The sequence below is a fragment of the Hydrogenoanaerobacterium saccharovorans genome, from assembly GCF_016901815.1.
GTDB lineage: Bacteria > Bacillota > Clostridia > Oscillospirales > Ruminococcaceae > Avimicrobium > Avimicrobium caecorum.
The window spans coordinates 121,446-147,569 of the sequence record NZ_JACSNR010000001.1; the positions used below are offsets into that span (position 1 = coordinate 121,446).

Annotated in this window: 17 protein-coding genes and 2 riboswitches; of the genes, 3 read left to right on the top strand and 14 right to left on the bottom strand. The window is 56.5% G+C overall.

Annotation, left to right across the window (positions count from 1 at the left end):
- Positions 1–3: 3 nt before the first annotated feature.
- Entirely contained in the window at positions 4–2,373 is a 2,370-nt protein-coding gene (locus H9X81_RS00625) for an ATP-dependent helicase (RefSeq protein WP_204719217.1), read from the bottom strand.
- A 245-nt stretch (positions 2,374–2,618) separates the two neighbouring features.
- Between H9X81_RS00625 and H9X81_RS00630 the strand changes: the two genes are divergently transcribed.
- Positions 2,619–3,428, top strand: a complete 810-nt coding sequence (locus tag H9X81_RS00630; RefSeq protein WP_177502550.1) for a mechanosensitive ion channel family protein — start codon at positions 2,619–2,621, stop codon at positions 3,426–3,428.
- Positions 3,429–3,487: 59 nt separating this feature from the next.
- On the opposite strand, the gene H9X81_RS00635 is transcribed toward H9X81_RS00630, so the two are convergent.
- The 6 genes from H9X81_RS00635 to H9X81_RS00660 form a co-directional block, all read right to left on the bottom strand.
- Positions 3,488–4,156: an MBL fold metallo-hydrolase gene (locus H9X81_RS00635; RefSeq protein WP_204719218.1), complete on the bottom strand. Its 669-nt coding sequence runs from the start codon at positions 4,154–4,156 to the stop codon at positions 3,488–3,490.
- 157 nt (positions 4,157–4,313) lie between these two features.
- Complete coding sequence (locus H9X81_RS00640) at positions 4,314–6,176, bottom strand: FAD-dependent oxidoreductase (protein WP_191391716.1); 1,863 nt, start codon at positions 6,174–6,176, stop codon at positions 4,314–4,316.
- Positions 6,177–6,421: 245 nt separating this feature from the next.
- Complete coding sequence (locus H9X81_RS00645; protein ID WP_177502547.1) at positions 6,422–7,429, bottom strand: rod shape-determining protein; 1,008 nt, start codon at positions 7,427–7,429, stop codon at positions 6,422–6,424.
- 125 nt (positions 7,430–7,554) lie between these two features.
- Entirely contained in the window at positions 7,555–8,226 is a 672-nt protein-coding gene (locus tag H9X81_RS00650) for a ComF family protein (RefSeq protein WP_243423900.1), read from the bottom strand.
- Complete coding sequence (gene recD2 / locus H9X81_RS00655; RefSeq protein WP_204719220.1) at positions 8,226–10,439, bottom strand: SF1B family DNA helicase RecD2; 2,214 nt, start codon at positions 10,437–10,439, stop codon at positions 8,226–8,228. The genes H9X81_RS00650 and recD2 overlap by 1 nt, the downstream gene beginning before the upstream one ends.
- A 36-nt stretch (positions 10,440–10,475) precedes the next feature.
- Positions 10,476–10,778 carry a hypothetical protein gene (locus tag H9X81_RS00660; protein ID WP_204719221.1) on the bottom strand — a complete coding sequence of 101 codons (303 nt, stop codon included), beginning with the start codon at positions 10,776–10,778 and terminating at the stop codon, positions 10,476–10,478.
- 139 nt (positions 10,779–10,917) lie between these two features.
- A riboswitch (FMN riboswitch) is annotated at positions 10,918–11,055 on the top strand.
- A gap of 128 nt (positions 11,056–11,183) precedes the next feature.
- Between H9X81_RS00660 and H9X81_RS00665 the strand changes: the two genes are divergently transcribed.
- Entirely contained in the window at positions 11,184–11,801 is a 618-nt protein-coding gene (locus H9X81_RS00665; protein ID WP_177502543.1) for an ECF transporter S component, read from the top strand.
- Between the two features lie 163 nt (positions 11,802–11,964).
- A riboswitch (SAM riboswitch) is annotated at positions 11,965–12,063 on the top strand.
- A gap of 95 nt (positions 12,064–12,158) precedes the next feature.
- The gene (metK, locus tag H9X81_RS00670; protein ID WP_191391721.1) at positions 12,159–13,349 is read left to right on the top strand and encodes a methionine adenosyltransferase; all 1,191 of its coding nucleotides are present in this window, start codon (positions 12,159–12,161) and stop codon (positions 13,347–13,349) included.
- 94 nt (positions 13,350–13,443) lie between these two features.
- Here metK and H9X81_RS00675 read toward each other — a convergent pair whose 3' ends face one another.
- The 7 genes from H9X81_RS00675 to rpoB all read right to left on the bottom strand — a co-directional run bounded on the left by H9X81_RS00675 (position 13,444) and on the right by rpoB (position 26,003).
- Positions 13,444–13,821, bottom strand: a complete 378-nt coding sequence (locus tag H9X81_RS00675) for a hypothetical protein (protein WP_204719222.1) — start codon at positions 13,819–13,821, stop codon at positions 13,444–13,446.
- Between the two features lie 90 nt (positions 13,822–13,911).
- Positions 13,912–15,111: an elongation factor Tu gene (tuf, locus tag H9X81_RS00680; RefSeq protein ID WP_204719223.1), complete on the bottom strand. Its 1,200-nt coding sequence runs from the start codon at positions 15,109–15,111 to the stop codon at positions 13,912–13,914.
- A gap of 110 nt (positions 15,112–15,221) precedes the next feature.
- Positions 15,222–17,303 carry an elongation factor G gene (fusA, locus tag H9X81_RS00685; protein ID WP_204719224.1) on the bottom strand — a complete coding sequence of 694 codons (2,082 nt, stop codon included), beginning with the start codon at positions 17,301–17,303 and terminating at the stop codon, positions 15,222–15,224.
- 84 nt (positions 17,304–17,387) lie between these two features.
- Positions 17,388–17,858: a 30S ribosomal protein S7 gene (gene rpsG / locus H9X81_RS00690; RefSeq protein ID WP_191391725.1), complete on the bottom strand. Its 471-nt coding sequence runs from the start codon at positions 17,856–17,858 to the stop codon at positions 17,388–17,390.
- 138 nt (positions 17,859–17,996) lie between these two features.
- Positions 17,997–18,425, bottom strand: coding sequence for a 30S ribosomal protein S12 (gene rpsL, locus H9X81_RS00695; RefSeq protein WP_191391726.1), 429 nt, complete (start codon positions 18,423–18,425; stop codon positions 17,997–17,999).
- A gap of 279 nt (positions 18,426–18,704) precedes the next feature.
- Entirely contained in the window at positions 18,705–22,274 is a 3,570-nt protein-coding gene (gene rpoC / locus H9X81_RS00700) for a DNA-directed RNA polymerase subunit beta' (protein ID WP_204719225.1), read from the bottom strand.
- Positions 22,275–22,286: 12 nt separating this feature from the next.
- Positions 22,287–26,003 (bottom strand): DNA-directed RNA polymerase subunit beta, encoded by a 3,717-nt coding sequence (gene rpoB, locus H9X81_RS00705; protein WP_204719226.1) that lies wholly within the window; start codon positions 26,001–26,003, stop codon positions 22,287–22,289.
- Between the last annotated feature and the right edge of the window lie 121 nt (positions 26,004–26,124).

The following is a 26,124-nucleotide window of genomic DNA, read 5'->3' on the forward strand; positions in this document are numbered from 1 at the left end:
GGATCAGAGTTTCTTGAGACGGGCGAAGTTGGACATGATCTTCTTGGAGCCGACCGAATCGAAGGCCACCTCCAGCAGATGGTCGTTGCCCATGGGGGTGACGCTGATGACCATTCCCTCGCCGAATACCTTATGGCGCACCCGGTCGCCCGGAGCAAAGCTCTCGGTGGGAAGATCGGCGCCCGGCGCGCCCGAGAAACCGCGGTCGGTGGTCTTTTTCCGGGCGTTGGCAGCGGCATAGGCCTTGGAAACCGCCTGGTCCCGGAAGCGGTTCACCGTCTCATCGGTGACCTCGGTGAGCTCTCCGGGGATCTCGCTCAGGAAACGGCTGGGCATATTGCGCCCGGTCTTGCCGAAGAGCATACGGGTGGCGGCATTGGTGAGATAGAGCTGCTTCTTGGCCCGGGTGATGCCCACATAGCACAGCCGGCGCTCCTCTTCCACCTCATCGGGGTAGTACATCACCTGGCTGCCCGGGAAGATGCCCTCCTCCATACCCGCTATGAATACATAGGGGTATTCCAGGCCCTTGGCGGAATGCAGCGTCATCATCACAACACTGTCGTCCTGCTCATCGTAGCTGTCCAGGTCGGTGTAGAGCGCCACTTCCTCCAGGAATCCCGAAAGGCTCGGTTCCTCGGCGGCGTCCACATAGGCCATGATGTTGGACTTGAGCTCCCGGACATTCTCGATGCGGGGCTGGCTCTCGGGGAGCTGGCTTTCAAGCATCTGCATATAGCCGGTCCGGGACAGTACCTCGTCAAAGAGAATATCCAGGTCGTTCTGCTCTGCCAGCTCGCTGAGGGAATCCATCATCTCGGCAAAGGCCATCAGCGGCTTGGACTTCTTGGAGAGGGGGGCATACTCATCGGCAGTGCGCATCACTTCCAGCATGGAGATGCCCAGCCCGTCGCTGATCTCCCGGCAGGCAGCCACGGTGGCATCGCCGATGCCCCGCTTGGGCTCGTTGATGATCCGAGCAAGGCGCACGGCATCGTTGGGATTGTTCAGGACGCTCAGATAGGACATCACATCCTTGATTTCCTTGCGCTCATAGAACTTGACGCCGCTGATGACCCGGTAGGGCACACTGGCCCGGAGCAGCGCCTTTTCAATGGAGTTGGACTGGGCGTTCATACGGTAGAGGATGGCATGGTCCGAGAACTTCGCTCCCTTCGCCACATTCTCCATAATGGTATTGGCAATGAACATGGCCTCGCCGTTTTCGTCCGCCGCCCGGAATACCCGCACCGGGCTGCCCTCGTCATTTTCGGTCCACAGGGTCTTGCCCTTGCGCTGGGTATTGTGCTCGATCACCTCATTGGCGGCATCCAGGATCTTTTTGGTGCAGCGGTAGTTCTGCTCCAGACGGATCACCATGGCGCCCGGGAACTGCTTTTCAAAGTTCATGATGTTCTCGATATTGGCACCGCGGAACTTGTAGATACTCTGGTCGTCATCACCCACCACGCAGATATTGCGGTACTTCTCCGCCAGCAGGCTCACCAGACGGTACTGGGCATGGTTGGTATCCTGGTACTCGTCCACCATGATATAGGAGAACCGGTTCTGGTACTTCTCCAGCACATCGGGATTCTCCTCAAAGAGCCGCACCGTGAGCACGATAATGTCGTCAAAGTCCACGGCATTGGCGCTTTTGAGCAGCTTCTGGTACTCCTCATAGACCCGGGCACCCACTTCATTGCGGAAGTTGCCCGGCTCGGCTGCCAGCATCTGGGTGGGATTCATCAGCTTATCCTTGGCCCGGCTGATCTGGGTGAGCAGACTGCGGGGGGTGAAGTTCTTCTCATCGATCCGCAGGGTCTTGCAGGCCTCCTTGATGAGCCGCAGGGAATCATCGGTATCATAGATGGTGAAGTTGGATTCATAGCCCACCCGGGTGATCTCCCGGCGGAGAATGCGCACACAGGCCGAATGGAAGGTTGCAGCCTGAATATCCTGTGCCTCGTCCCCGAGGGTGGCTTCCAGACGGCTCTTGAGCTCTCCGGCAGCCTTATTGGTAAAGGTGATGGCCAGAATCCGCCAGGGCTGTACCGGATCGACGGCACAGCAGTCCCGGAGCAGGTCAATGCCCACCTCTTCCCCCGCCAGGTACCGCTCCAGACAGTCGGCGTGCTCCTCAGTGAGATAGGACGGCACAAAGTCGCTGTCATGCCCATGTCCGAAGGCCACCATATTGGCGATCCGGTTGATGATCACGGTGGTTTTTCCGCTGCCCGCTCCGGCAAGGATCAGCACCGGTCCCCGGGTCTGGAAAACTGCCTGCCGCTGCATGGGATTGATGCGGGAGAAATATTTCTCGATGGCTCTCCGTCGGAGCCCGGCATAATACTGGTTGAAATCTCTGTCCATATACTCTGCTGCCTCTCTGTATAAAACCGGGAAAAGCACTGAGCTTTCGCTCCGGTCGTTCTGAAATCACGATTTTTCCCGCCGCACAGCCTGTTTTGCCACTCCTTGGGAAACAGACTGTACAGAAGGACCCACAGTATTATACCATTGCACAGCGTCCCATGGCAAGGGCAAGAGACGCCTTGTCAACTTTGGTCGGGAATGGTACAATAACAGGGAATCCACCCGATTGGAGGTCTGATTTTATGGGTTCGTTTGTTTCACTGGGCGCCTATACCTGGCTTTCCAGCCTGCTGCTCACAGTGGTAAATGCCGCGCTGGTCGGCGTTGTGGGCTGGTTACTGATCAAGTTCCTGCTGGGCTTCATCGCCAAATTCCTCAAGAAAACCAAAATTGATCCGCTGCTCCATACAGTGATCCTGTCGGTCACCAAGATCGCCCTGCTGGTCCTGCTGGCAATCTCTGTCCTGGATAAACTGGGCATTCCCACCACTTCCATCATCACTTCGCTGGGTGCTGTGGGTCTGGCAATCTCCCTGGCAGTCAAGGATTCCATTGCCACCCTGGCAGGCGGCGTTGTGATCCTCGTGCTCAAGCCCTTCAACCTGGGCGACTATGTGGAGATCGATGGTCTCGGCGGTACAGTCCGGGAGATCACCATGTTCAACACTGTCCTCAACACCCCGGACAATAAGCGCATTTCCCTCCCCAATGACTCGGTGTACAAGGCCAAGGTTGTCAACTACTCCGCCGAGCCCAACCGCCGGCTGGATCTGGTGTTCACCATCGGCTACAACGATGACTACGACAAGGCCAAGGCTCTCATCGAAAAGGTGATCCGGGATTGTCCGCTGGCTCTGGATGATCCGGCGCCGGTGGTACGGATGTCCGGTCATGGCGCCAGCGCCATCGAGATCACCACCCGGGTCTGGGTCAAGAATTCCGACTACTTTGAGCTGCAGTTCCGGATGTATGAGGATGTGAAGAAGATCTTCGATCAGAATGGCATCTCCATTCCCTTTAACCAGCTGGATGTACATATCACCCAGAACTGATCCGCTCCCCCCAAAGATAAAAAACACCGGAGTCCCCAGGGACCCCGGTATTTTTTTCGCTATTCTGCCAGGAAGCCGGTCCACTTTCCCATGCAGATCCGGCAGGGCAGGGTGGGATGGGGCTCTCCGGAGAGTTTTCCGTCCCGCAGAGCGAGGGCGTCCTCCAGCACCCGGCTGAGATAGGCCGGCTCAATGGGACACTCCCCGTGACTTGGCAGAATCTGCCGGATCTCCCCCTCCAGAGGCTGCAGCTCCCGCAGGCTCTCCAGGTACCGCTCCAGGTTCCGTCTGGGGCCGAACATATAGATCGTGCCCTCCTTCTGAATGGAATCCCCGGGCAGCAGCAGGCCGTGTTCCCGGTCCAGCAGGGCGATGCTTCCCGGCGTATGGCCCGGAATGTGCAGCACCTCGAACCGGTAGCCGCCGCATTCCAGGGTATCCCCCTCCCGGAGCGGCTGCCAACGGATCTCCGGCGGGAGCATATCGGCGTCCTCCGGATGGACCAGACAGGAACCGAATGCCCCAAGGCCTCCGGCGTGGTCATGGTCACCATGGGTGAGCACCACCCGCACCGGCAGGCTGGTGATCTGCCGCACTGCCTCCGCCACATGGCTCTCCTCCACACCGGTATCGATGAGCAGGGCTTCCTCCTCCCCGACAATCAGAAACTGACGCACCCAATCGTCCAGAATATAGAACTGCTTCATAAACTCCCGGATCTCCGGCATTTGCAAACACCTCCGCATAATCGGTCTTTTTCTTTATTGTAGCACAGCGGCAAAGAATTCTTCAAACAAAAAAACACAGGCCCGCCCCATTGAGAGCAGAGCCTGTGTTTTTCATTGGGGAGAATCCCCGGGGTTCAAGAGAGCGTAGATATGGCAGTTATGCCTCGAGAGCATACTCTGCGGCGCTGCCGCCAGCCAGACGACCCCATACCAGACAGCCGGTATTGCCGACGCCGCCGATGGTGGTGCGACCGAAGGCATTTGCCATGCCGACAATTTCACCGGCCTGATACAGACCAGGAATTGCCTCGCCATTTGCGTTGACTACCTGGCCCTTATCGTTCATATCCGGGCCGCCGGCAGTGATCATGATGTAAGGAGTGGTCTCGAAGATGTAGTAGGTACCGCCGGTGAACTCCTTCATCAGACGGGTACGACCGAATTCCTCATCATAACCATTCTTGGCGTACTCATTGTACTTTTCAATGGTCTTTTCCAGGTTTTCGCCGTTGATGCCAGCCTTCTCAGCAACCTCAGCAATGGTGCTGCCGCTCCACAGAACAGTGCCGTTTGCCAGCTGCTCATCGAAGTTCTTCCACTCGGTATCGCCCGAGATGATGGGCTTGTTCTGAGCCTTCAGATCATCAACCATTGCCTGGTCCAGCATGATCCAAACGCGGTTGTCGCCCTTCTTCCACCAGGAGGTGATCTCATCGTAGCTGGAACCGTCCTCGTTGCCCAGCTCATCTACAAAGCGTTCGCCGTTCTCATTGACAAAGATGATGTACGGGAAGTCCTTGACACGGATAGACAGCTTCTTGGTGAGCGAATCGTCCACCTTCAGACCGCCTGCATAAGCGGTGAGGAAGTCCATGTTCTTGAGCACGCCGCCGGCCTGCTCTGCCATGAAGAAGCCATCACCGGTTGCAAAGGAAGGAGCAGTGGTGGTGAAGTTCTGGAAGTTGTACTTCTTCACCAGTTCCTCAGAATAGCCGTAACCGCCGGTGCAGAGAATGGTGGCCTTGGCCTTGTAATCCATCTGAACGCCATCGGTGTTGGTGGTCTTGACGCCTACCACAGCCTCGCCGTCCATAATGAGCTCGTCTGCCTTGGTGTTGAGCAGCACTTCTACCATGCCGCTGTCAATGTACTTCTGCAGTTCTGCCTTGAGCACCTTGTCATAGGAAGAGCGGTCGCCCGACCATACACGGGGAGTGTTCAGAGGCTCGTACAGGGTGGGCTGGCTGGGGGTACGGTCCTTGACAGTAGCGCCCAGATCCTCAACGATCCAGTCCACACATTCGCCCGAGTGCTGGGCATAGTACATACCCAGGCTCTGGTTCCAGTAGTAATCATCGGCGGAAACGCCTTCCCGCTCCTGATAGCCGGCATTCAGCCGTACAAAGTCATCAAAGAACTTTTCGGGGGTATCATCAGTGATGCCCGATTCGATCTGCATCTTGGTGCCGGTACCCGACAGAGTACCGCCGCCCATGGTGCCGCCCAGGGTACCGGTCTTTTCCACCAGCAGAACCTTGGCGCCATCCTCAGCCGCGGTGATGGCAGAGGTCATACCAGCCATACCACCGCCGACTACGATCACATCCGGATCGGTCATGGTTGCGGTGGGAACCTTGGCAGCTTCGCCGCCCTTGGCGAGAACCAGTGCTGCCTCAGCTGCTGCCAGCAGACCTTCGCTGGAACGGGTACAGCCCGCTACGGTTTCAATTCCCTCAGTGCCCTGCTTTTCCACAATGGCTGCGGGGATCTGTTCAAAGGCCGGATCGCTGACGCCCTCGGTTTCACTGTGCTCCAGGACTTCAGCCTTGGTAATCTTGCCGCCTTCTACGGTCAGAGCCAGCTTGATGTTGCCGCCGTAACCTGCGCCGGTACCCTCATAGGTGCCGTCGATCAGGCCAGTGTCGCTGGTGCCCGAAGTGGTTCCGGAACAACCGGAAAACAGCATGGACACCGCCAGCAGACCAGCCAGAAGAGCGGTCAGCCGCTTGTTGTGTTTCATAATTATCTCCCTTTCCTTTCCTTGCAACGCCCATGAACCAGACATGGGCATAACAGATTGATTCTATCTTAACACATTCCCTGACAGAGTCAATCTTTTCGACAAACCTTTGTCAATAATTCCAAATCCCTGGGAATTCTTTTAGGGAAAGTTCCAGTACCGTTTGAAATTCCAGCTTTTTGAAATGATAAAAACCGACGGCTGAGCAGTTCAGCCGTCGGTTTGTTCTTGGAAAGGGGGATCACTCAGTGGGTATGGGTGGAAGGGGTGACAAAGCCGTCATACAGCTCGTCCAGCTTGGAGAAGCTCAGGGCGGTGCCGATGGCAACACACTCCACCGGATGCTCTGCCAGGCGCACCTTGATCTTGGCATGCTGGCTGATGAGGTCGCCCAGGCCATGGAGCAGCGCGCCGCCGCCGGTCATAATGAGGCCGTCCTCCCAGATATCCGCCGAGAGTTCCGGCGGGGTGATCTCCAGGATCTGCTGCACGGCGGTGACGATCTGCATCACCTGCTCCATCAGCGCGTCATAGATATCGCTGGTGCGGATCACAAACTTTTCCGGCAGGCCGGTGTGCAGGTTGCGTCCCTTGGCCTCCATCTCCTTATCCTCGGTATAGAAGACGCTGCCCACCTCGATCTTGATGCGCTCTGCCATCTTCTCGCCGATGAGGACATTCCGGTCGGTGCGGACACAGCGCACAATGGCCTCGTCCAGCTTGCGCCCTGCCAGCTTGATGGACTTCTTGCAGACGATGCCGTTGAGGGACAGCACAGCAATATCCGTGGTACCGCCGCCCATATCCAGGATAAACCGTCCCCGGGGCACCGAGAGATCCAGTCCGGCGCCCAGTGCCGCTGCCACCGGCTCCTCGATGAGGTAGACCTTCCGGGCACCGGCAGAAACGGCGGCATTCACACAGGCACGGCTCTCCACGCCGGTGATGCCCGACGGTACGCAGATGCACACCCGGGGCTTGGAGAGGGTGCTCTCGCTGGCCTTCTTGAGGAAGTGCCGGAGCATCTGCTCTGTCTGGTCAAAGTCGGAGATGACGCCATCCTTGAGGGGATAGAGCGCCCGGATGCGGTCCGGGGTGCGGCCGATCATCTTGAAGGCCTCCTCGCCCACCTTGAGCACCTCGCCGGTGGAAGCATCCACTGCCACCACCGAAGGCTCCTTGATGAGCAGTCCCTTGACGCTGTCATATACCAGTACCGTTGCGGTACCAAGATCAATGCCGATGTCTGCCATAGTATTTCATTCCTCCGCCTGTCTATCACAAAAAGGCCGGACCTTTGTCCAGCCGGACTATTTCTGCTTACTCTGTCCAGTATACCCGCTTTTGAGCCGGGGGTCAAGCTGTGAAGCGTTTCCACTCAGTCCTCCGGGGTAATGGCAGCTGCCGCTGTGATCACCCGCAGAGCGCCCTGTTCCCGCAGCACCGATACCGCCGCCGCAAAACTGTTGCCGGTGGTGCAGATGTCATCCACCAGCAGCACAGTCTTCCCCTTCGGGTCGCTCCGGCCCGGACGCAGCGATGCGCGGGCATGTTCTTCCCGCTTCTCCCGGGAAAGGCTATGCTGATCGGTGAGCCCGCCATGGTGTTCCAGCAGCTTTCCGTCAAAGCCGCAGCCCAGCCGGACTGCCACCGCCTTTGCCAACAGCTCAGCATGGTTGTAGCCCCGGCGGCGGAGTTTTTCCTTTGACATGGGCATGCAGGTGACCGTCACCTCCGGAATCCCCGAATCGGCAAGGCTCTGTGCCAGCTCGTCCGCCAGAAAGTCCACCGCCCGGTGATCGGGTGTGGTTTTCAGCCGGAGCAGCAGACTGCGCATCGCCCCGGTATAGAGAAAGGGCGTCACCAGCAGTTCCAGCCCGGGGTTGAGCCGGCAGATCTCCGCCTCCTGACTGCCATCACTGCGAAGGCTGTCCAGGCCTGCGGCGCACCGGGGACAGAGATGCTCCCCGGCAGAATATTCCCCGCACAGCACACAGACCGGCGGATAGATCAGATCCAGCACCCGGCTGCCGAGCTTTTTCAGCAGCATCACAGCACCGCCTCCCGCAGGAACTTGCCAAGGTTGGTGTACCGCAGGGTTTTGCGGTCGTTGTGGACCATCTCTGCCACAGCCGAAGCCTGTCCCACTAAAATGAGCAGCTTTTTCGCACGGGTCACCGCTGTATAGAGAAGGTTCCGGTAGAACAGCTTGCTGCGGCTGCCGCTCACCGGCATCACCACCGCGTCAAACTCACTGCCCTGGCTCTTGTGGACAGTGACCGCATAGGCCAGCTCCAGCTGGTCGAGCATATCGAAGGTGTACTCTGCCACCCGGTCATCATACCGCACATGCAGGCTCCGGCTGGGACGGTCGATCATCTCGATGGTGCCGATGTCCCCGTTGTATACGCCGACTCCCTGCTCCCCATCGTCCCTGGTATAGACGATGTCGTAGTTATTGCGGATCTGCATCACCTTGTCCCCCTCCCGGAACACACCCGGGCCGAACTTCTGCTCGGTCTTGCGTCCGTCCTGGGGATTGAGTACCTCCTGGAGCTTCCGGCAGAGTTCCGCTGTACCGCAGGCCCCCAGCCGGGTGGGCGAGATCACCTGTATATCCCGCACCGGCGAATAGCCATAGCTGGCAGGAAGCCGCCGGGCACAGAGATCCACCACCGTCTGGAGCACCGCCTCCGAGGAGGACTTCTGCAGGAAGAAGAAGTCGTTGTCCCGGACAGTGAGGTCGGGCATCTCTCCCGCTACAATGGCATGGGCGCTGGTGACGATGAGGCTCTCCGCCGCCTGACGGAACACCTCAGTGAGATGGATCACCGGGATCACATCGCTGTCGATGAGGTCCCGGAGCACATTGCCCGGCCCCACCGACGGCAGCTGATCCGGGTCCCCGACCATGATGAGCTTGCTGCCCAGACGCAGCGCCTGCATCAGTGAGGCGAAGATCTCAATATCCACCATGGACATCTCGTCCACGATGACAGCGTCATAGGGCAGGGGATTGCGGCTGTTGCGCCGGAACTTGACCCGTCCGTTTTCCTCGCCGAAGTCCACCTCCAGCAGCCGGTGGATGGTCTTGGCGTCCCGTCCGGTGAGCTCGGTCATCCGCTTGGCAGCCCGTCCGGTGGGCGCTGCCAGCCCCACCTTGAGCCCCTCCTGCTCCAGCAGGTCGATCATGCCGCACAGGGCGGTGGTCTTGCCGGTGCCGGGACCGCCGGTGAGGATCACCACGCTCTGTCCCAGCGCCGCCTGGATGGCCTTGCGCTGCAGCGATGCGTACCGGATGCCCAGCTTCTTTTCCAGGGCGTCAATCTCCCGGGAGTAGTCCCGCACCGCTTCGGGTGGGCTGGAAGCCAGGGCGGTCATCAGCCGTCCGGCACAGTAGGTCTCGGCCTCGTACATCTCCGGCAGGTAGATAAAGACAGTCCCGTCCACGGTATCCGAGATGATGTCCTCCCGCTCCGCCAGCATGGTCAGGGGATCGTCCATCTGTTCCGGCTCCGCCTCGAGCATCCGGGCCGACACCTTCACCAGCTTTTCATAGGGCAGACAGCAGTGTCCGTTGCCGGTATTGTGCCGCAGCACATACAGGATTCCCCCGCAGAGCCGTTCGGGGCTGTCCAGGGCAAATCCAAGCTGCCGGGCGATCTCGTCCGCCTTCTCAAAGGGGACGCCGATGTCCCGGGCACAGAGGATATAGGGGTCCTTTTCGATCTCGCCGGGGGCATAGGCGCCCCACTTTTTCCACACCCGGATGGACACTGCCGCATCGATCCCGTACCGGGAGAGAAACAGCATCACAGCCCGGATGCCAAAGATCCGGGCATATTCCTCGGCAATCTCCGCCGCCTTCTTCGGGGTGATGCCCCGGACTTCCGCCAGGCGCTGGGGTTCCTTTTCCATGATGGTGAGGGTATCGTCCCCGAAGGCATCCACAATCCGGCGCGCCAAAGCAGGGCCGATCCCCCGGACCGCCCCGCCGGAAAGATATTTGAGGATCGCCCCGGAGGTAGCCGGGATGGTGCGCTCGATCACCGCCGCCTTGAACTGGGTACCATAGGTGGGATGGCTCACATACCGTCCGGTCAGGCGCAGTTCCTCACCGGGCTGGATGCCCATGGCCTCCCCCACCACGGTGATCAGCGCCTCTCCGGCTGCCACCTCCATGACGGTGAAGCCGGTATCCTCATTGTGAAAGACAATGTCCTCTACCGTTCCTTCCAGAACCTCTGCCTGCTGTCTGTCCATTCCTTCCGCTCCAAATGAAAAAATCTGTGGTAGTTCTTAGTATAATACACCCGCAGCGCTTTTGCAAACCTCCGGAGCGAACCGCACCCAGGGCCGACCCCGCATGAACAGACAGCAGATCCTTGCCGTTTCCGGGTCACGGGGAATGCCGGTCAGTTCCACAGCGCCGTAGAGTCCCAGCTGTACCTGCAGTTCCGCCTGCCACAGCGCATATTCCATGGTATTTTCCCGCACCGGCAGACACAGAACCCTCTCTGCCGGTTCCCGCAGCGCCCAGAATATCACCCCGGCAAACACCAGTCCGCCAACGGTCAGTGCCATCATCAGCCAAATGATCATCCGCCTTTCGCCTCCCTGCACCATCCTATGCCGGCAGACGGGATTTGGAACATTGTCCATGAAAAAACTCTTGACAAATTGCACAGATATGGCTAAGATAAAGTTAAAGACTTCGGTCTTACATCAAAATACACAACAAAGTCTGTTTCAGGGCGAGGCGCAATTCCTCACCGGCGGTGATGGACGGAATTTTCCGTCACAAGTCCGCGAGCTTTCACCAGCATGATCGGGTGTGAACCCCGAACCGACGGTACAGTCCGGATGAAAGAAACAAGTGCTGTCAGCATGGTTTGGCTGGCGGCAGTGCTTTTGCACATAGTCCTGCAACCGCTTGGGTTGGCAGGGCTTTTTTGTTGGTAAAATAACCCCGCGCAGGCTCCGTTGCATTACTGGAGGAGCTTATCTATGACAAATCAGACCACTACCCCGCGCATCAGCGCCAACACCAATCAGCGTACCCGGGTACTCACCTACACCGCTCTGATGGCGGCAATTTCCACTGTGGTGATGTTCTTTGAATTCACCTTCCCGCCTTTCCCGCCTTTCCTCAAGTTTGACCTGAGCGGTCTGCCCATTTTGCTCACCGCTTTCATCATGGGACCGGTTCAGGCAATCATTGTCACCCTCATCAAGGACCTGTTCCATGTCCTTTCCACCACCACCGGCGGCGTGGGTGAACTGGCAGACTTCCTGATCCTGTCCTCCTTTGCTGTCACAGCCGGACTGATCCACCGCAAGATGCCTTCGGTCAAGGGGACTGCCCTGGCCTGCTTTGCCGGTACCGTTGCCATCGCCATTGTGGGCGCCCTGGCAAACTACTACCTGCTGATCCCCTTCTTCTCGAACATCATGCCCATTGACGCCATCATTTCCGCCTGCAATGCCGTCAACCCTGCCATTGACAGCCTGGCTGCCTACATTCTGTTCGGCGCCATTCCCTTCAATGTTGCCAAGGGCATTGTCATTTCCATCGTCACTGTGGTCACCTACAAGAAGCTGGGCCATGTGATGAAGTTCCTGTAATCCCAAGTAAAAATCCTTCCCTTTCCATTTCCGAACCCCTGGAGAACCTGTCAGACTGCGACAGATTCCCCGGGGGTTCTCCCTTTTCCCGCAAACTTCCTGACATGCATGTCTTGACATCCATGACTGGGTGTGCTATATTATTTTGGCACAATTAAATATCCCCTTATCAAGAGTGGCGGAGGGAACAGGCCCTGTGATGCCCGGCAACCTGCACTGTGTGCAAGGTGCCAAATCCTGCGGGTAAGCCGACAGATGAGGTTTTCATAAATGCTCGGTTGCCATACCGGGCATTTTTCTTTGCCGAAACAAAGGGGATCACCACCATTTTATCTGACAGAAAGGAAGTAGTACTCTATGAGAAAGTATCTGTTTACATCCGAATCGGTAACAGAAGGCCATCCCGATAAGATCTGTGACCAGATCTCGGATGCCGTTCTGGATGCCATTCTCGCCAAGGACCCCCAGGCCCGTGTCGCCTGTGAGACCACCTGCACCACCGGTATGGTTTACATTATGGGTGAGATCTCCACCACCTGCTATGTGGATATTCCCAAGATTGCCCGTCAGGTGATCCGGGACATCGGCTACACCCGTGCCAAGTACGGCTTCGATGCTGATACCTGCGGCGTTATCTCCAACATCGACGAGCAGTCTGCCGATATTGCCCTGGGTGTGGATCACTCCCTGGAGACCAAGACCGGTGCGGAAACCGATGAATTTGTCACCGGTGCCGGCGACCAGGGCATGATGTTCGGTTTCGCCTGCAATGAAACCCCCGAACTGATGCCCATGGCAATCTCCCTGGCCCACAAGCTCGCCAAGCGTCTGGCTCAGGTGCGCAAGGACGGCACTCTCGCCTATCTGCGTCCCGATGGCAAGACCCAGGTGACTGTGGAATATGTGGACGACAAGCCCAGCCGTATCGACACCATCGTCATCTCCAACCAGCACTCGCCGGATGTCAGCACCGAGCAGATCCGTGCCGACATTCTGGAATATGTGGTCAAGCCCATCGTTCCCGCTGAGCTGCTGGATGACCAGACCAAGTACTTTGTAAACCCCACCGGACGCTTTGTTGTAGGCGGCCCTCAGGGTGACAGCGGTCTGACCGGACGCAAGATCATCGTGGACACCTATGGCGGCTATGGCCGTCATGGCGGCGGCGCCTTCTCGGGCAAGGACCCGACCAAGGTGGACCGCTCCGCTGCCTATGCAGCCCGGTATGTTGCCAAGAACATTGTGGCAGCCGGCCTGGCAGACAAGTGCGAGATCCAGCTGGCCTATGCCATTGGTGTGGCTCATCCGGTATCCATCAATGTGAATACCTTCGGCACCGGCAAGGTGGAGGACGAAGTTCTGGCAAAGGCCGTGGAAAAGGTCTTCGACCTGCGTCCTGAGGCCATTATTCACATGCTGGACCTGCGCCGTCCCATCTACCGTCAGCTGGCTGCCTACGGTCACTTCGGACGGGAGGAACTGGGTGTAGCCTGGGAAAAGACCGACCGCACCGATGCCCTGCTCAAGGCTGTGGAATCCTGCCGCTGAGCCTTTCGGCACACTGACCCACATCAATCATAAGCAATAAAAAACGGGAAGCCAATCCTGGCTTCCCGTTTTTTGTTATCTCTGAACCCTCTGCCTATGCAGTGCGGCGGTCCTGTTCGGCCCGGTGCAGCAGACGCATCAGCTTCCGGCTGGCCTCTCTCCTTCTCCACCGCCAGAAGGTGGCAGCAGCGCCGCCAGCAAAGAGCGCGGCGCTCAGGGAGAAGCTGTGGCGGAACCGGAGCCGCCGGAGCAGGAGACAGCTCACTACAGAGGACAACAGGGCCGCGATGCCATAGATCCACACAAGGGCCCGCTGCATGTTTCTAAGCATGACCCGGGCAGGAACTGTCCCGGACGCAGCGCTGTGCGCCCGGTTTTCACGCACAAACCATCCGGTGAGCAGAACCAGGGAAATCCCTTTGCAGAGCAGTGTTTTGAGCACTGCCACAGCAGACAGCAGCAGAAAACGCATATGCATTCCTCCGGAATAAAAAACCGGTACAGTCCCGAAGAACTGTACCGGAGAAAATCAGATCAGATTTTTAATGGCAATAAGCCGAGATTATTCGTTGATAGCGATAACTACGCCAGAACCAACGGTACGGCCGCCTTCACGAATAGCGAAACGCAGACCGGTCTCGATAGCGATGGGGGAGATCAGCTCAACATCCATCTCAACGTTATCGCCAGGCATGCACATCTCTACGCCCTCGGGCAGAGAGATAACGCCGGTAACGTCGGTAGTTCTGAAGTAGAACTGTGGACGATAGTTGTTGAAGAAGGGAGTATGACGACCACCCTCGGACTGCTTCAGAACGTAAACCTGACCACGGAACTTGGTGTGGGGCTTGATGGAGCCGGGCTTACACAGAACCTGACCACGCTCGATGTCAGTTCTCTGAACACCACGCAGCAGAGCACCGATGTTATCACCAGCCTCAGCGTAGTCCAGAATCTTACGGAACATTTCGATACCGGTTACAACGGTCTTGGAAATCTCTTCCTTCAGACCAACCAGCTCTACTTCATCGCCAGTGTTCAGACGGCCACGCTCTACACGACCGGTAGCAACGGTACCACGACCAGTAATGGTGAAGATATCCTCAACGGGCATCAGGAAGGGCAGCTCGTCGTTACGGGCAGGAGTAGGAATGTACTCGTCAACAGCAGCCATCAGATCCAGGATCGGCTTGTAAGCGGGATCGGTGATGTCGTTGGGAGCTTCCAGAGCAGCCAGAGCAGAACCAACGATGATCGGAGTGTCGTCGCCGGGGAAGTCATAGGAGCTCAGCAGGTCGCGAACTTCCATCTCTACCAGCTCGATCAGCTCGGGATCGTCAACCTGGTCAGCCTTGTTCAGGAATACAACGATGTAGGGAACGCCTACCTGACGGGCCAGCAGGATGTGCTCTCTGGTCTGAGGCATGGGGCCGTCAGCAGCAGATACAACCAGGATAGCGCCATCCATCTGAGCAGCACCGGTGATCATGTTCTTTACATAGTCAGCATGTCCGGGGCAGTCAACGTGAGCATAGTGACGCTTCTCAGTCTCGTACTCAACGTGAGCGGTGTTGATAGTAATACCACGCTCTCTCTCCTCGGGAGCCTTATCGATCATGTTGTAATCCATGAACTCAGCCTTGCCCTGCAGACCCAGAGTCTTGGTGATTGCAGCGGTCAGAGTGGTCTTACCATGGTCAACGTGACCGATGGTACCAATGTTAACATGGGGCTTGGTTCTTTCAAAATGTGCCTTAGCCATTTAAATGTCCTCCCTTAAATTATAGGATTATGAAATCACAAACATCGTTTGCTGCCACAGATTTATTGTAGCAATAAACCGTGGAAAAAGCAAGCAGATACGCAGATTTTTTAGTTGTTCTTTGTACGCTCGCTGATAATCTTGTCCGCAATGTTCTTGGGCACTTCCACATAGCTGTGAGGCTCCATGGTGTAGTTGCCGCGGCCCTGAGTCTTGCTTCGCAGATCGGTGGAGTAACCAAACATCTCAGACAGAGGAACCAGAGCGCGGATCTCCTGAGCGCCGAATACGGCCTCCATACCTCTGATCTGACCACGACGGGAGTTCAGGTCGCCGATAACGTCGCCCATGTACTCCTCGGGGGTGTTTACAGTTACTTCCATGATGGGCTCCAGAATGACCGGATCAGCCTTGCGCATAGCCTCCTTGAAAGCCATAGAACCAGCGATCTTAAATGCCATTTCAGAGGAGTCAACTTCGTGGTAAGAACCATCATACAGGGTAACCTTGCAGTCTACTACCGGATAACCAGCCAGTACACCGGCCTGCATAGCGCCCTTGATACCGTCGTCAACTGCGGGAATGTATTCCTTGGGAATCGCACCGCCGACGATGGCATTGATGAATTCGTAACCCTTACCGCTCTCGTTGGGCTCAACCTTGATCTTAACGTGACCGTACTGGCCCTTACCACCGGACTGACGGGAGTACTTGTTATCCACATCAGCCATCTTGCGGATGGTCTCCTTATAGGATACCTGAGGCTTACCAACATTGGCCTCTACCTTGAATTCACGCAGCAGACGGTCAACGATGATTTCCAGATGCAGCTCACCCATACCAGCGATAATGGTCTGACCGGTTTCCTCATCGGTGTAGGTCTTGAAGGTGGGGTCCTCTTCAGCGAGCTTCGCCAGAGCGATTGCCATCTTCTCCTGACCAGCCTTGGTCTTGGGCTCGATGGCTACACGGATTACAGGCTCCGGGAACTCCATCGACTCGAGAATGATCGGATGCTTGGGATCACACAGGGTGTTACCTGTGGTGGTATTCTTCAGGCCGACAGCCGCAGCGATATCACCAGCATAGCAGGTATCGATATCCTTACGGTGGTTGGCGTGCATCTGCAGAATACGGCCGATACGCTCGTTGTCATCCTTGTTGGAGTTGTAAACGGTGGTACCGGCATCTACCTTACCGGAGTAAACACGGAAGAAGCCGAGCTTACCTACATAGGGGTCGGTAGCAATCTTGAAAGCGAGAGCCGCGAACGGGGCGTTATCGGTGGAGGGACGCTCCTCCTCTTCGCCGGTTTCGGGGTTCACGCCCTTGATGTGGGGTACATCCACAGGAGCGGGCATATAGTCCACAATGGCATCCAGCAGCTTCTGGATACCCTTGTTGCGGTAAGAAGTACCGCAGGTAACGGGAACGATGCTGTTATTGATGGTACCCTTGCGCAGGCAAGCCTTGATCTCCTCAATGGAGAGCTCCTCGCCGTCCAGGTACTTCATCATAATTTCCTCGTCCTGCTCAGCAGCAGCCTCGATCAGCTTCTGATGATATTCCTCAGCCTTCTCCTTCAGATCATCCGGAATCTCGATTACCGAAATATCCTTGCCCAGATCATCATTGTAGATATAGGCCTTCATCTCAACCAGATCCACCAGACCCTTGAAGAACTGTTCAGCACCGATGGGCAGCTGAATGGCAACCGGGTTGCAGTGCAGACGGGTCTTCATCATGTCAATTACATGGTAGAAGTCTGCACCCATGATATCCATCTTATTAACATAAGCCATTCTGGGGACCATATACTTGTTGGCCTGACGCCATACAGTTTCGGTCTGAGGCTCAACACCGCCCTTGGCGCTGAGAACTGTTACAGAGCCGTCCAGCACTCGCAGGGAGCGCTCTACTTCTACTGTAAAGTCAACGTGTCCGGGGGTATCAATAATGTTGATACGATGGCCCTTCCAGTATGCTGTGGTGGCAGCGGAGGTAATGGTGATACCTCTCTCCTGCTCCTGAACCATCCAGTCCATGGTGGCGCCGCCATCGTGAACCTCACCCAGCTTATGGTTAATACCTGTATAGAACAGGATACGCTCGGTTGTGGTGGTCTTACCAGCATCGATATGGGCCATGATGCCAATGTTTCTGGTCATTTCCAGTGAAACGTCTCTCGGCATACTGTCCTCCTTACTCTTTGCTTTCCCTGAATAAAAAACGATATTCATGCCGCCGCACAGAGCAGCGGCACAAACATTAAAGATTTACCATCTGTAATGAGCAAATGCCTTGTTGGCTTCTGCCATCTTATGGGTATCTTCACGCTTCTTGCAAGCGCCGCCCATATTGTTGGTGGCATCGATGATCTCACCAGCCAGCTTTTCCTGCATGGTGCGCTCACCGCGGGCTCTTGCATAAGTTGTCAGCCAGCGCAGACCCAGGGTCTGACGTCTCTCGGGACGTACTTCCATGGGAACCTGGTAAGTAGCACCACCTACACGGCGGGCCTTAACTTCCAGTACGGGCATGATGTTCTCCAGAGCCTTCTCGAAAACATCCAGAGGCTCCTCACCTGTCTTTTCGCGGATAATGTCGAATGCGCCGTAAACAATCTTCTGAGCGACACCCTTCTTACCGTCCAGCATAACGCTGTTTACCAGACGGGTAACGAGCTTGGAATTGTACAGGGGATCTACCAGTACATCGCGCTTAGCAACTTGACCTCTTCTTGGCACTTCGCTTCCCTCCTTCACATAATGATATCATTGGTACTCGTTAGTCTAAAAACTCCCGTCAGCTAAGAATCGGTCGAAATATTTTTCCTTTGGAATCTATATCGAACGATACAATAGCGAACCTTTAGTTTTTAATGCTTACTTCTTGCCGGCGTTCTTCTTGGGACGCTTGGCACCGTACTTGGAACGGGCCTGCATACGGTTGGCAACACCCTGAGTATCCAGGGTACCACGGATGATGTGGTAACGCACACCGGGAAGGTCCTTAACACGACCGCCGCGGATCAGCACGACGCTGTGCTCCTGCAGGTTGTGGCCCTCGCCCGGAATGTAGGAAGAAACCTCCATACCGTTCGAGAGACGCACTCTTGCTACCTTACGGAGAGCCGAGTTCGGCTTCTTGGGGGTCTGAGTACGGATTGCTGTACAAACGCCTCTCTTCTGAGGAGAGCTCTGGTTTGTAGCGATTCTCTTCTGTGCGTTCCATCCTCTCTGCAGAGCAGGCGCTGTGGACTTCTTCTCAAGAGTCTGACGGCCCTTGTGAACCAGCTGGTTAAAGGTTGGCATATTGCACCTCCTTACTTCAAATTTCCTTTTTTTCTTCCTGTACAAACAAATTTTGCCCATACAGACAGACGGGCCCGAAGGCACCATCCGAATACCAATTATATCAAGTGTGATACAGGCTTGTCAACAGGAAATTCACCTAAAATTTGTGTAAAATAGAGATTTTTCATAGCACACTTCCCTATGATCCCGAACCGGCGGACAACTGTCATCAAAACAGCCGGTCTGTTTGATACAGACCGGCTGTGATGCAGTTATTTTTGCCGGAGAATCAGGCGATTATTCGCCAGCCGGAGCCACAGGCTCGGCAGATTCTTCGGAAGCATGGGTGTGAGGAGTTTCATCGTAGATCTCGGTGTACTCCACCAGACCGGTACCGGCCGGGATCAGCTTACCGATGATGACATTCTCCTTCAGGCCGACCAGCGGATCGACCTTGCCCTTGATGGCTGCTTCGGTGAGGACACGGGTGGTTTCCTGGAAGGAAGCCGCCGACATGAACGACTCAGTAGCCAGCGATGCCTTGGTAATACCCAGCAGCACCGGTGTGGAAGTAGCCATTCTCCGGTCGCCGCCGTCCTGAGCATTGAGCTCAGCGATCTTTTCGTTGGCAGCCAGGAACTCGCTCTTATCCACGATCTCGCCGGTGAACATCTCGGTGTCACCCTGATCGTCTACCTTCACCTTGCGCATCATCTGACGCACGATAACCTCAATGTGCTTATCGTTGATATCAACACCCTGGGTACGGTATACCTTCTGCACTTCGCTGATGAGGTATTCCTGTACAGCCAGACCGCCCAGCACCTGCAGGATCTCGCCGGGCTCTACCGAGCCTTCGGTGATCGGGGTACCCTTGGTGATGTAGTCGCCCTCGGAAACCTTCAGGGTCGAACCGTATACCACCAGCTTCTCGAAGCGTTCGCCGGTCTTGGGATTGGTGACAACCACATTGTCGCCGCCCTTGGCGTCCTTCTCGAAGGATACGATACCATCCTCATGGGAGATGATGGCAGCGTTCTTGGGACGGCGGGCTTCGAACAGCTCTTCAACTCGGGGAAGACCCTGGGTAATATCAGCTGCGGTTACAACACCGCCGGTGTGGAAGGTTCTCATGGTCAGCTGGGTACCGGGCTCACCGATGGACTGGGCTGCCACGATACCTACGGCTTCACCGATGGATACCGGCTGACCGTTTGCCAGGTTGGCGCCGTAGCACTTCATGCAGACGCCGTTCTTGGCCTCGCAGTTCAGCGGGGTACGGATCTTGACCTCGGTGTAACCGGCGTCAATAATCTTCTTGGCATCGTTCTCGTCCATCATCTTGTCACGGGATACCAGCAGTTCGCCGGTCTCGGGATGATAGATGTCATCTGCCAGGTAACGACCGAACAGACGCTCGCTGAGATCCTCGATGACACGACCGTTATCCATGATGGACTGTACCATGATACCCTCATGGGTGCCGCAGTCCTTCATGCGGATGATAACATCCTGCGATACATCGACCAGACGACGGGTCAGATAACCCGAGTCAGCGGTACGCAGCGCGGTATCCGCCAGACCCTTACGGGCGCCTCGGGAGGAGTTGAAGTACTCCAGAATATTCAGACCTTCACGGTAGTTGGACTTGATGGGGATTTCGATGGAACGACCGGAGGTGTTCGCGATCAGACCACGCATACCAGCCAGCTGACGGATCTGGTCCATGGAGCCTCGGGCTCCGGAGTCCGCCATCATATAGATGGGGTTGTCGCCCTTGAAGGTCTCCTGGAGGGCGTCACGCACCTTCTGGGTGGCTTCGTTCCAGGTCTTTACAACACGCTCATAACGGACATCGTCCGAGATGAAACCACGGTCATACTGACGGCGGATATCCAGTACCTTCTTGTCGGCCTCGGCAATGATGTCGGCCTTCTCAGGCGGGATAACCGCATCCACTACGGCAACGGTCAGGCCGCTGCGGGTGGAGTACTTGAGACCCTGTGCCTTGATGCGGTCCAGCACCTCGGCGGTACGGGCTGTGCCATGCACACGGATGCAGCGGTCGATGATGTTTCCGAGCTGCTTCTTCTTGACCAGGAAGGAGATTTCCAGATCAAACTGCTTGTCGGAATCGCTGCGGTCCACATAGCCCAGATCCTGCGGAATGGGATCGTTGAAGATCAGACGGCCCACTGTGGCGTCGATGATCCGGGATACCTTCTTGCCGCCGATCTCTTTGGTGACACGCACCTTGATGGGAGCATGCAGGCCCACCACCTTGGCATCGTAAGCCATCAGGGCTTCGGCAGTATCACGGAATACCTTGCCGGCGCCGGGCTCATTCTCACGGACCATGGTCAGATAGTAGGAACCCAGTACCATGTCCTGGGTGGGAACGGTTACAGGACGGCCATCCGAAGGCTTGAGCAGGTTATTGGCAGCCAGCATCAGGAAGCGGGCTTCTGCCTGAGCCTCGGCAGACAGCGGTACATGCACCGCCATCTGGTCACCATCGAAGTCTGCGTTGAATGCGGTACATACCAGCGGATGCAGCTTGATGGCACGACCCTCAACCAGTACGGGCTCGAAGGCCTGGATACCCAGACGGTGCAGGGTAGGCGCACGGTTGAGCATAACGGGATGGGACTTGATGACAACTTCCAGAGCGTCCCATACTTCCTTGACGGTGGCACGCTCCACCATCTTGCGGGCGTTCTTGATGTTGGTGGCAACCTTCTGGTCTACCAGGCGCTTCATAACGAAGGGCTTGAACAGCTCCAGAGCCATCTCCTTGGGCAGACCGCACTGATACATCTTCAGCTCGGGGCCGACTACGATTACCGAACGACCGGAGTAGTCAACACGCTTACCCAGCAGGTTCTGACGGAAGCGGCCCTGCTTACCCTTGAGCATATCCGAAAGGCTCTTGAGGGGACGGTTGTTGGGGCCGGTAACCGGACGACCACGGCGGCCGTTGTCGATCAGGGCGTCCACAGCTTCCTGGAGCATGCGTTTCTCATTGCGGACGATGATGTCCGGTGCGCCCAGTTCCAGCAGCTTCTTCAGACGGTTGTTGCGGTTGATAACCCGGCGGTACAGATCGTTCAGGTCACTGGTGGCGAAGCGTCCGCCGTCCAGCTGAACCATGGGACGGATATCCGGAGGGATAACCGGTACCACATCCAGGATCATCCACTCGGGCTTGTTGCCCGAAATGCGGAAGGCCTCTACCACTTCCAGACGCTTGAGCAGCTTGGCACGCTTCTGACCGGTGGCAGTGGCGAGCTCGTCCTTGATCTCCTTGGAGAGAGCATCCAGATCCAGCTCAGCCAGCAGCTTCTTGATGGCCTCGGCGCCCATACCGGCGTCGAACTCATCTTCATAGGCCTCGCGCATATCCATATACTCCTTCTCGGAGAGGAGCGCGTACTTCTTCAGATTGGTATTGCCCGGATCAATGACTACATAGGAGGCAAAGTAGAGCACCTTTTCCAGCAGTCTCGGGGACATGTTGAGCAGAAGGCCCATACGGGAGGAAGTACCCTTGAAGTACCAGATATGGGATACGGGTGCAGCCAGCTCAATGTGGCCCATACGTTCCCGGCGCACCTTGGCACGGGTTACTTCAACGCCGCAGCGTTCGCAGACCTTGCCCTTGTAACGGATGCGCTTGTACTTGCCGCAGTAGCACTCCCAGTCCTTGGTGGGTCCGAAGATCCGCTCACAGAACAGGCCGTCCCGCTCCGGCTTGAGGGTACGGTAGTTGATGGTCTCCGGCTTCTTTACTTCGCCGTAGGACCATTCCCGGATCTGATCAGGAGAGGCAAGACCAATCTTGATCGAATCGAATACATTGAATTCCATATATCTGCCTCCTTAGAAGTTGTCGTCGTCGGAGAGATCATCCAGATCCATGCCGAAGCTGGCGAACAGATCCCCTGCATCGGTATCATCATCGTCCAGATCGGGGGTGGATACGTCAAACCCATCGCTGAGTTCGCTCTCCACCTCGACTCCCTTCTCACCCAGATCGATGTCGTCTGCAATGGTCAGACCCACATCGTCATCGTCGTCGAAGGACTGCTTGAGGTCGATCTCGTTGCCCTCCTTATCCAGCACGCGCACATCCAGAGCCAGCGACTGCAGCTCCTTGATGAGCACCTTGAAGGACTCGGGAATACCGGGCTTGGGCACATTCTTGCCCTTTACAATGGCCTCGAAGGTCTTGACACGGCCCACTACATCGTCCGACTTCACAGTCAGGATCTCCTGCAGGGTGTAGGCAGCACCATAGGCTTCCAGGGCCCAAACTTCCATCTCACCGAATCTCTGGCCGCCGAACTGTGCCTTACCACCCAGAGGCTGCTGGGTAACCAGCGAGTACGGACCGGTGGAACGGGCATGGATCTTATCGTCTACCAGATGATGCAGCTTGAGGTAATACATATAACCAACGGTTACACGGTTATCGAAGGGTTCACCGGTGCGTCCGTCATACAGAACGGTCTTGCCATCCGGGTCCAGACCGGCCTCGGCAAGGGCATCACGGATATCCTGCTCGTTGGCGCCATCAAATACCGGAGTCATAACCTTCCAGCCCAGAGCGGCAGCGGCACGGCCCAGATGCACTTCCAGTACCTGACCGATGTTCATTCGGGACGGTACGCCCAGGGGGTTCAGACAGATGTCCAGCGGACGTCCATCAGGCAGATAGGGCATATCCTCCTGCGGCATGATGCGGGATACTACACCCTTGTTACCATGACGGCCCGCCATCTTATCGCCCACCTGCAGCTTACGCTTCTGAGCGATGTAGCAGCGTACCACCATGTTGACGCCGGGTGCCAGTTCATCGCTGTTTTCCCGGGTGAATACCTTGACATCCACGATGATGCCGTACTCACCATGGGGAACACGCAGCGAGGTATCACGCACTTCCCGTGCCTTTTCACCGAAGATGGCCCGGAGCAGACGCTCCTCGGCATTGAGCTCGGTTTCGCCCTTGGGGGTTACCTTGCCCACCAGAATATCGCCGGCACGCACTTCGGCGCCCACACGGATAATACCGCGCTCGTCCAGTTCCTTGAGGACATCTTCACCCACGTTGGGAATATCCCGGGTGATCTCCTCCGGTCCGAGCTTGGTGTCTCTGGCTTCGATCTCATATTCCTCGATGTGGATCGAGGTGTAAATATCTTCCTTGACCAGACGCTCGTTGATGAGAACGGCGTCCTCGTAGTTGTAGCCTTCCCAGGTGGTGAAGCCGATGAGCATGTTCTTGCCCAGGGCGATTTCACCGTTGGCGGTGGCAGGACCATCAGCGATAACCTGACCCTTGGTCACGGTCTCACCCACATTGACAATGGGGCGCTGGTTGATGCAGGTGCCGGCGTTGGAACGCAGGAACTTGATCAGCTCATAGTTCTCGGTCTTGCCCTCGGTGGTCTCGATGACCACTTCATCGGCGCTGACGCTCTTGACTACGCCGTCATGCTTCGCCAGAACAGTAACGCCGGAATCCACAGCGGCCTTGTACTCCATACCGGTGCCGACAATCGGGCCCTCGGTCTTGAGCAGCGGCACAGCCTGACGCTGCATGTTCGCGCCCATCAGCGCACGGTTCGCGTCATCGTTCTCCAGGAAGGGGATCATGGCGGTCGCTACCGACAGTACCATCTTCGGCGATACGTCCATGAAGTCCACACGGCTGCGGTCCGCTTCCATAACCACATCACGGTAACGGCAGGCAACACGCTCGTTGGCGAAGGTGCCTTCCTCGGTGAGGGGTTCGTTGGCCTGCGCAACCACATACTCATCTTCCACATCAGCAGTCATGTAGACAACTTCGTCCAGCACCTTGCCGGTGGCCTTGTCCACACGGCGGTAGGGAGCCTCGATGAAGCCATACTGGTTGATGCGGGCAAAGGATGCCAGGTAGGAAATCAGACCGATGTTCGGGCCTTCAGGAGTCTCAATGGGACACATGCGTCCATAGTGGGTGTAGTGTACATCTCGAACCTCGAATCCGGCACGGTCACGGGACAGACCGCCGGGGCCCAGGGCAGACAGACGACGCTTATGGGTCAGTTCTGCCAGGGGGTTGGTCTGGTCCATGAACTGGGACAGCGGCGAGGAGCCGAAGAACTCCTTGATGGAAGCCACAACCGGACGGATGTTGATCAGCGCCTGAGGTGTGATGACATCCATATCCTGGGTCTGGGTAGCCATACGCTCCCGGATCACACGCTCCATACGGGAGAAGCCGATGCGGAACTGGTTCTGCAGCAGCTCACCAACCGAACGGATACGGCGGTTGCCCAGGTGGTCGATATCGTCCATGGTGCCGACGCCCTGGAGCAGGCCGCACATATAGTTGATAGTGGCAAAGATATCGTCAATGATGATGTGCTTGGGGATCAGGTCGTCCCGACGGGTGCGGATAGCTTCCCGCAGGCTCTCCTCATCCTCATTCTGCTCGAGGATCTCACGCAGCACCGAGAAGCGGACCTTCTCATTGATGCCGTATTCCTCGCAGTCAAAGTTCACGAAGTCAGCGATGTCCACCATGCCGTTGGACATGATCTTCACCGGCTCATCGTGGATGGTGATGTACGCTTCCGCTACACCGGCACGCTCGATCTGACCAGCCTTTTCACGGGTCAGGGTCTCGCCTGCCTCTGCCAGGATCTCACCGGTCATGGGATCGATCACCGGCTGAGCCAGTGTCTGACCAGCCAGGCGCAGGCCGATTGCCAGCTTCTTATTATACTTATAGCGGCCTACCCGGGACATATCGTACCGTCTGGGGTCGAAGAACAGGTTGTCCAGATGGGTCTGGGCACTCTCCACCGTCGGCGGCTCACCGGGACGCAGCTTGCGGTATACTTCCAGCAGGCCGTCCTCTACGCTCTTGGCAGTATCCTTCTCAATGGTGGCACGCAGGGTGGGATCATTGCCGAACAGACCCAGGATCTCCTCATCGGTACCGATACCCAGCGCACGGATAAAGGTGGTGATGGGCAGCTTGCGGTTCTTGTCGATGCGGACATAGAACACATCATTGGAGTCGGTTTCGTATTCCAGCCATGCACCACGGTTGGGGATAACAGTGGCGGCAAACAGTTCCTTACCGGTCTTGTCACGGGAAGAAGAATAGTATACACCCGGCGAACGAACCAGCTGAGATACAATGACACGCTCAGCACCATTGATTACAAAGGTACCGCTGTCAGTCATCAGCGGGAAATCGCCCATATAGATGTCCTGCTCCTTTACTTCGCCGGTTTCCCGGTTGAGCAGGCTGGCCCGCACCCGCAGCGGAGCCGCATAAGTGGTATCGCGTTCCTTGCATTCCGCAATGCTGTACTTGGGCTGATCATCGAGATGATAGTCAATGAAATCCAGCACAAGGTTGCCCTGGTAATCTGTAATGGGAGAAACATCGTGGAATACTTCCTTCAGGCCCTCGTCAAGAAACCACTGATAGGAGTTCTTCTGAACTTCAATCAGATTGGGCATCTCGAGAACTTCGCCTATCCTGGAAAAACTCATCCGGACATTTTTGCCCAGTTTTACAGGTTTTACATTCACCATAGGCATAATCACTCCATTCATCCATTTACGGTTGGTCAAATACCACAAAAATTTTCGGGAAATTTCTGTGGTTTTTGCGATAACATATTGATTTTTTGGAAGCTATGTGGTATACTATTTC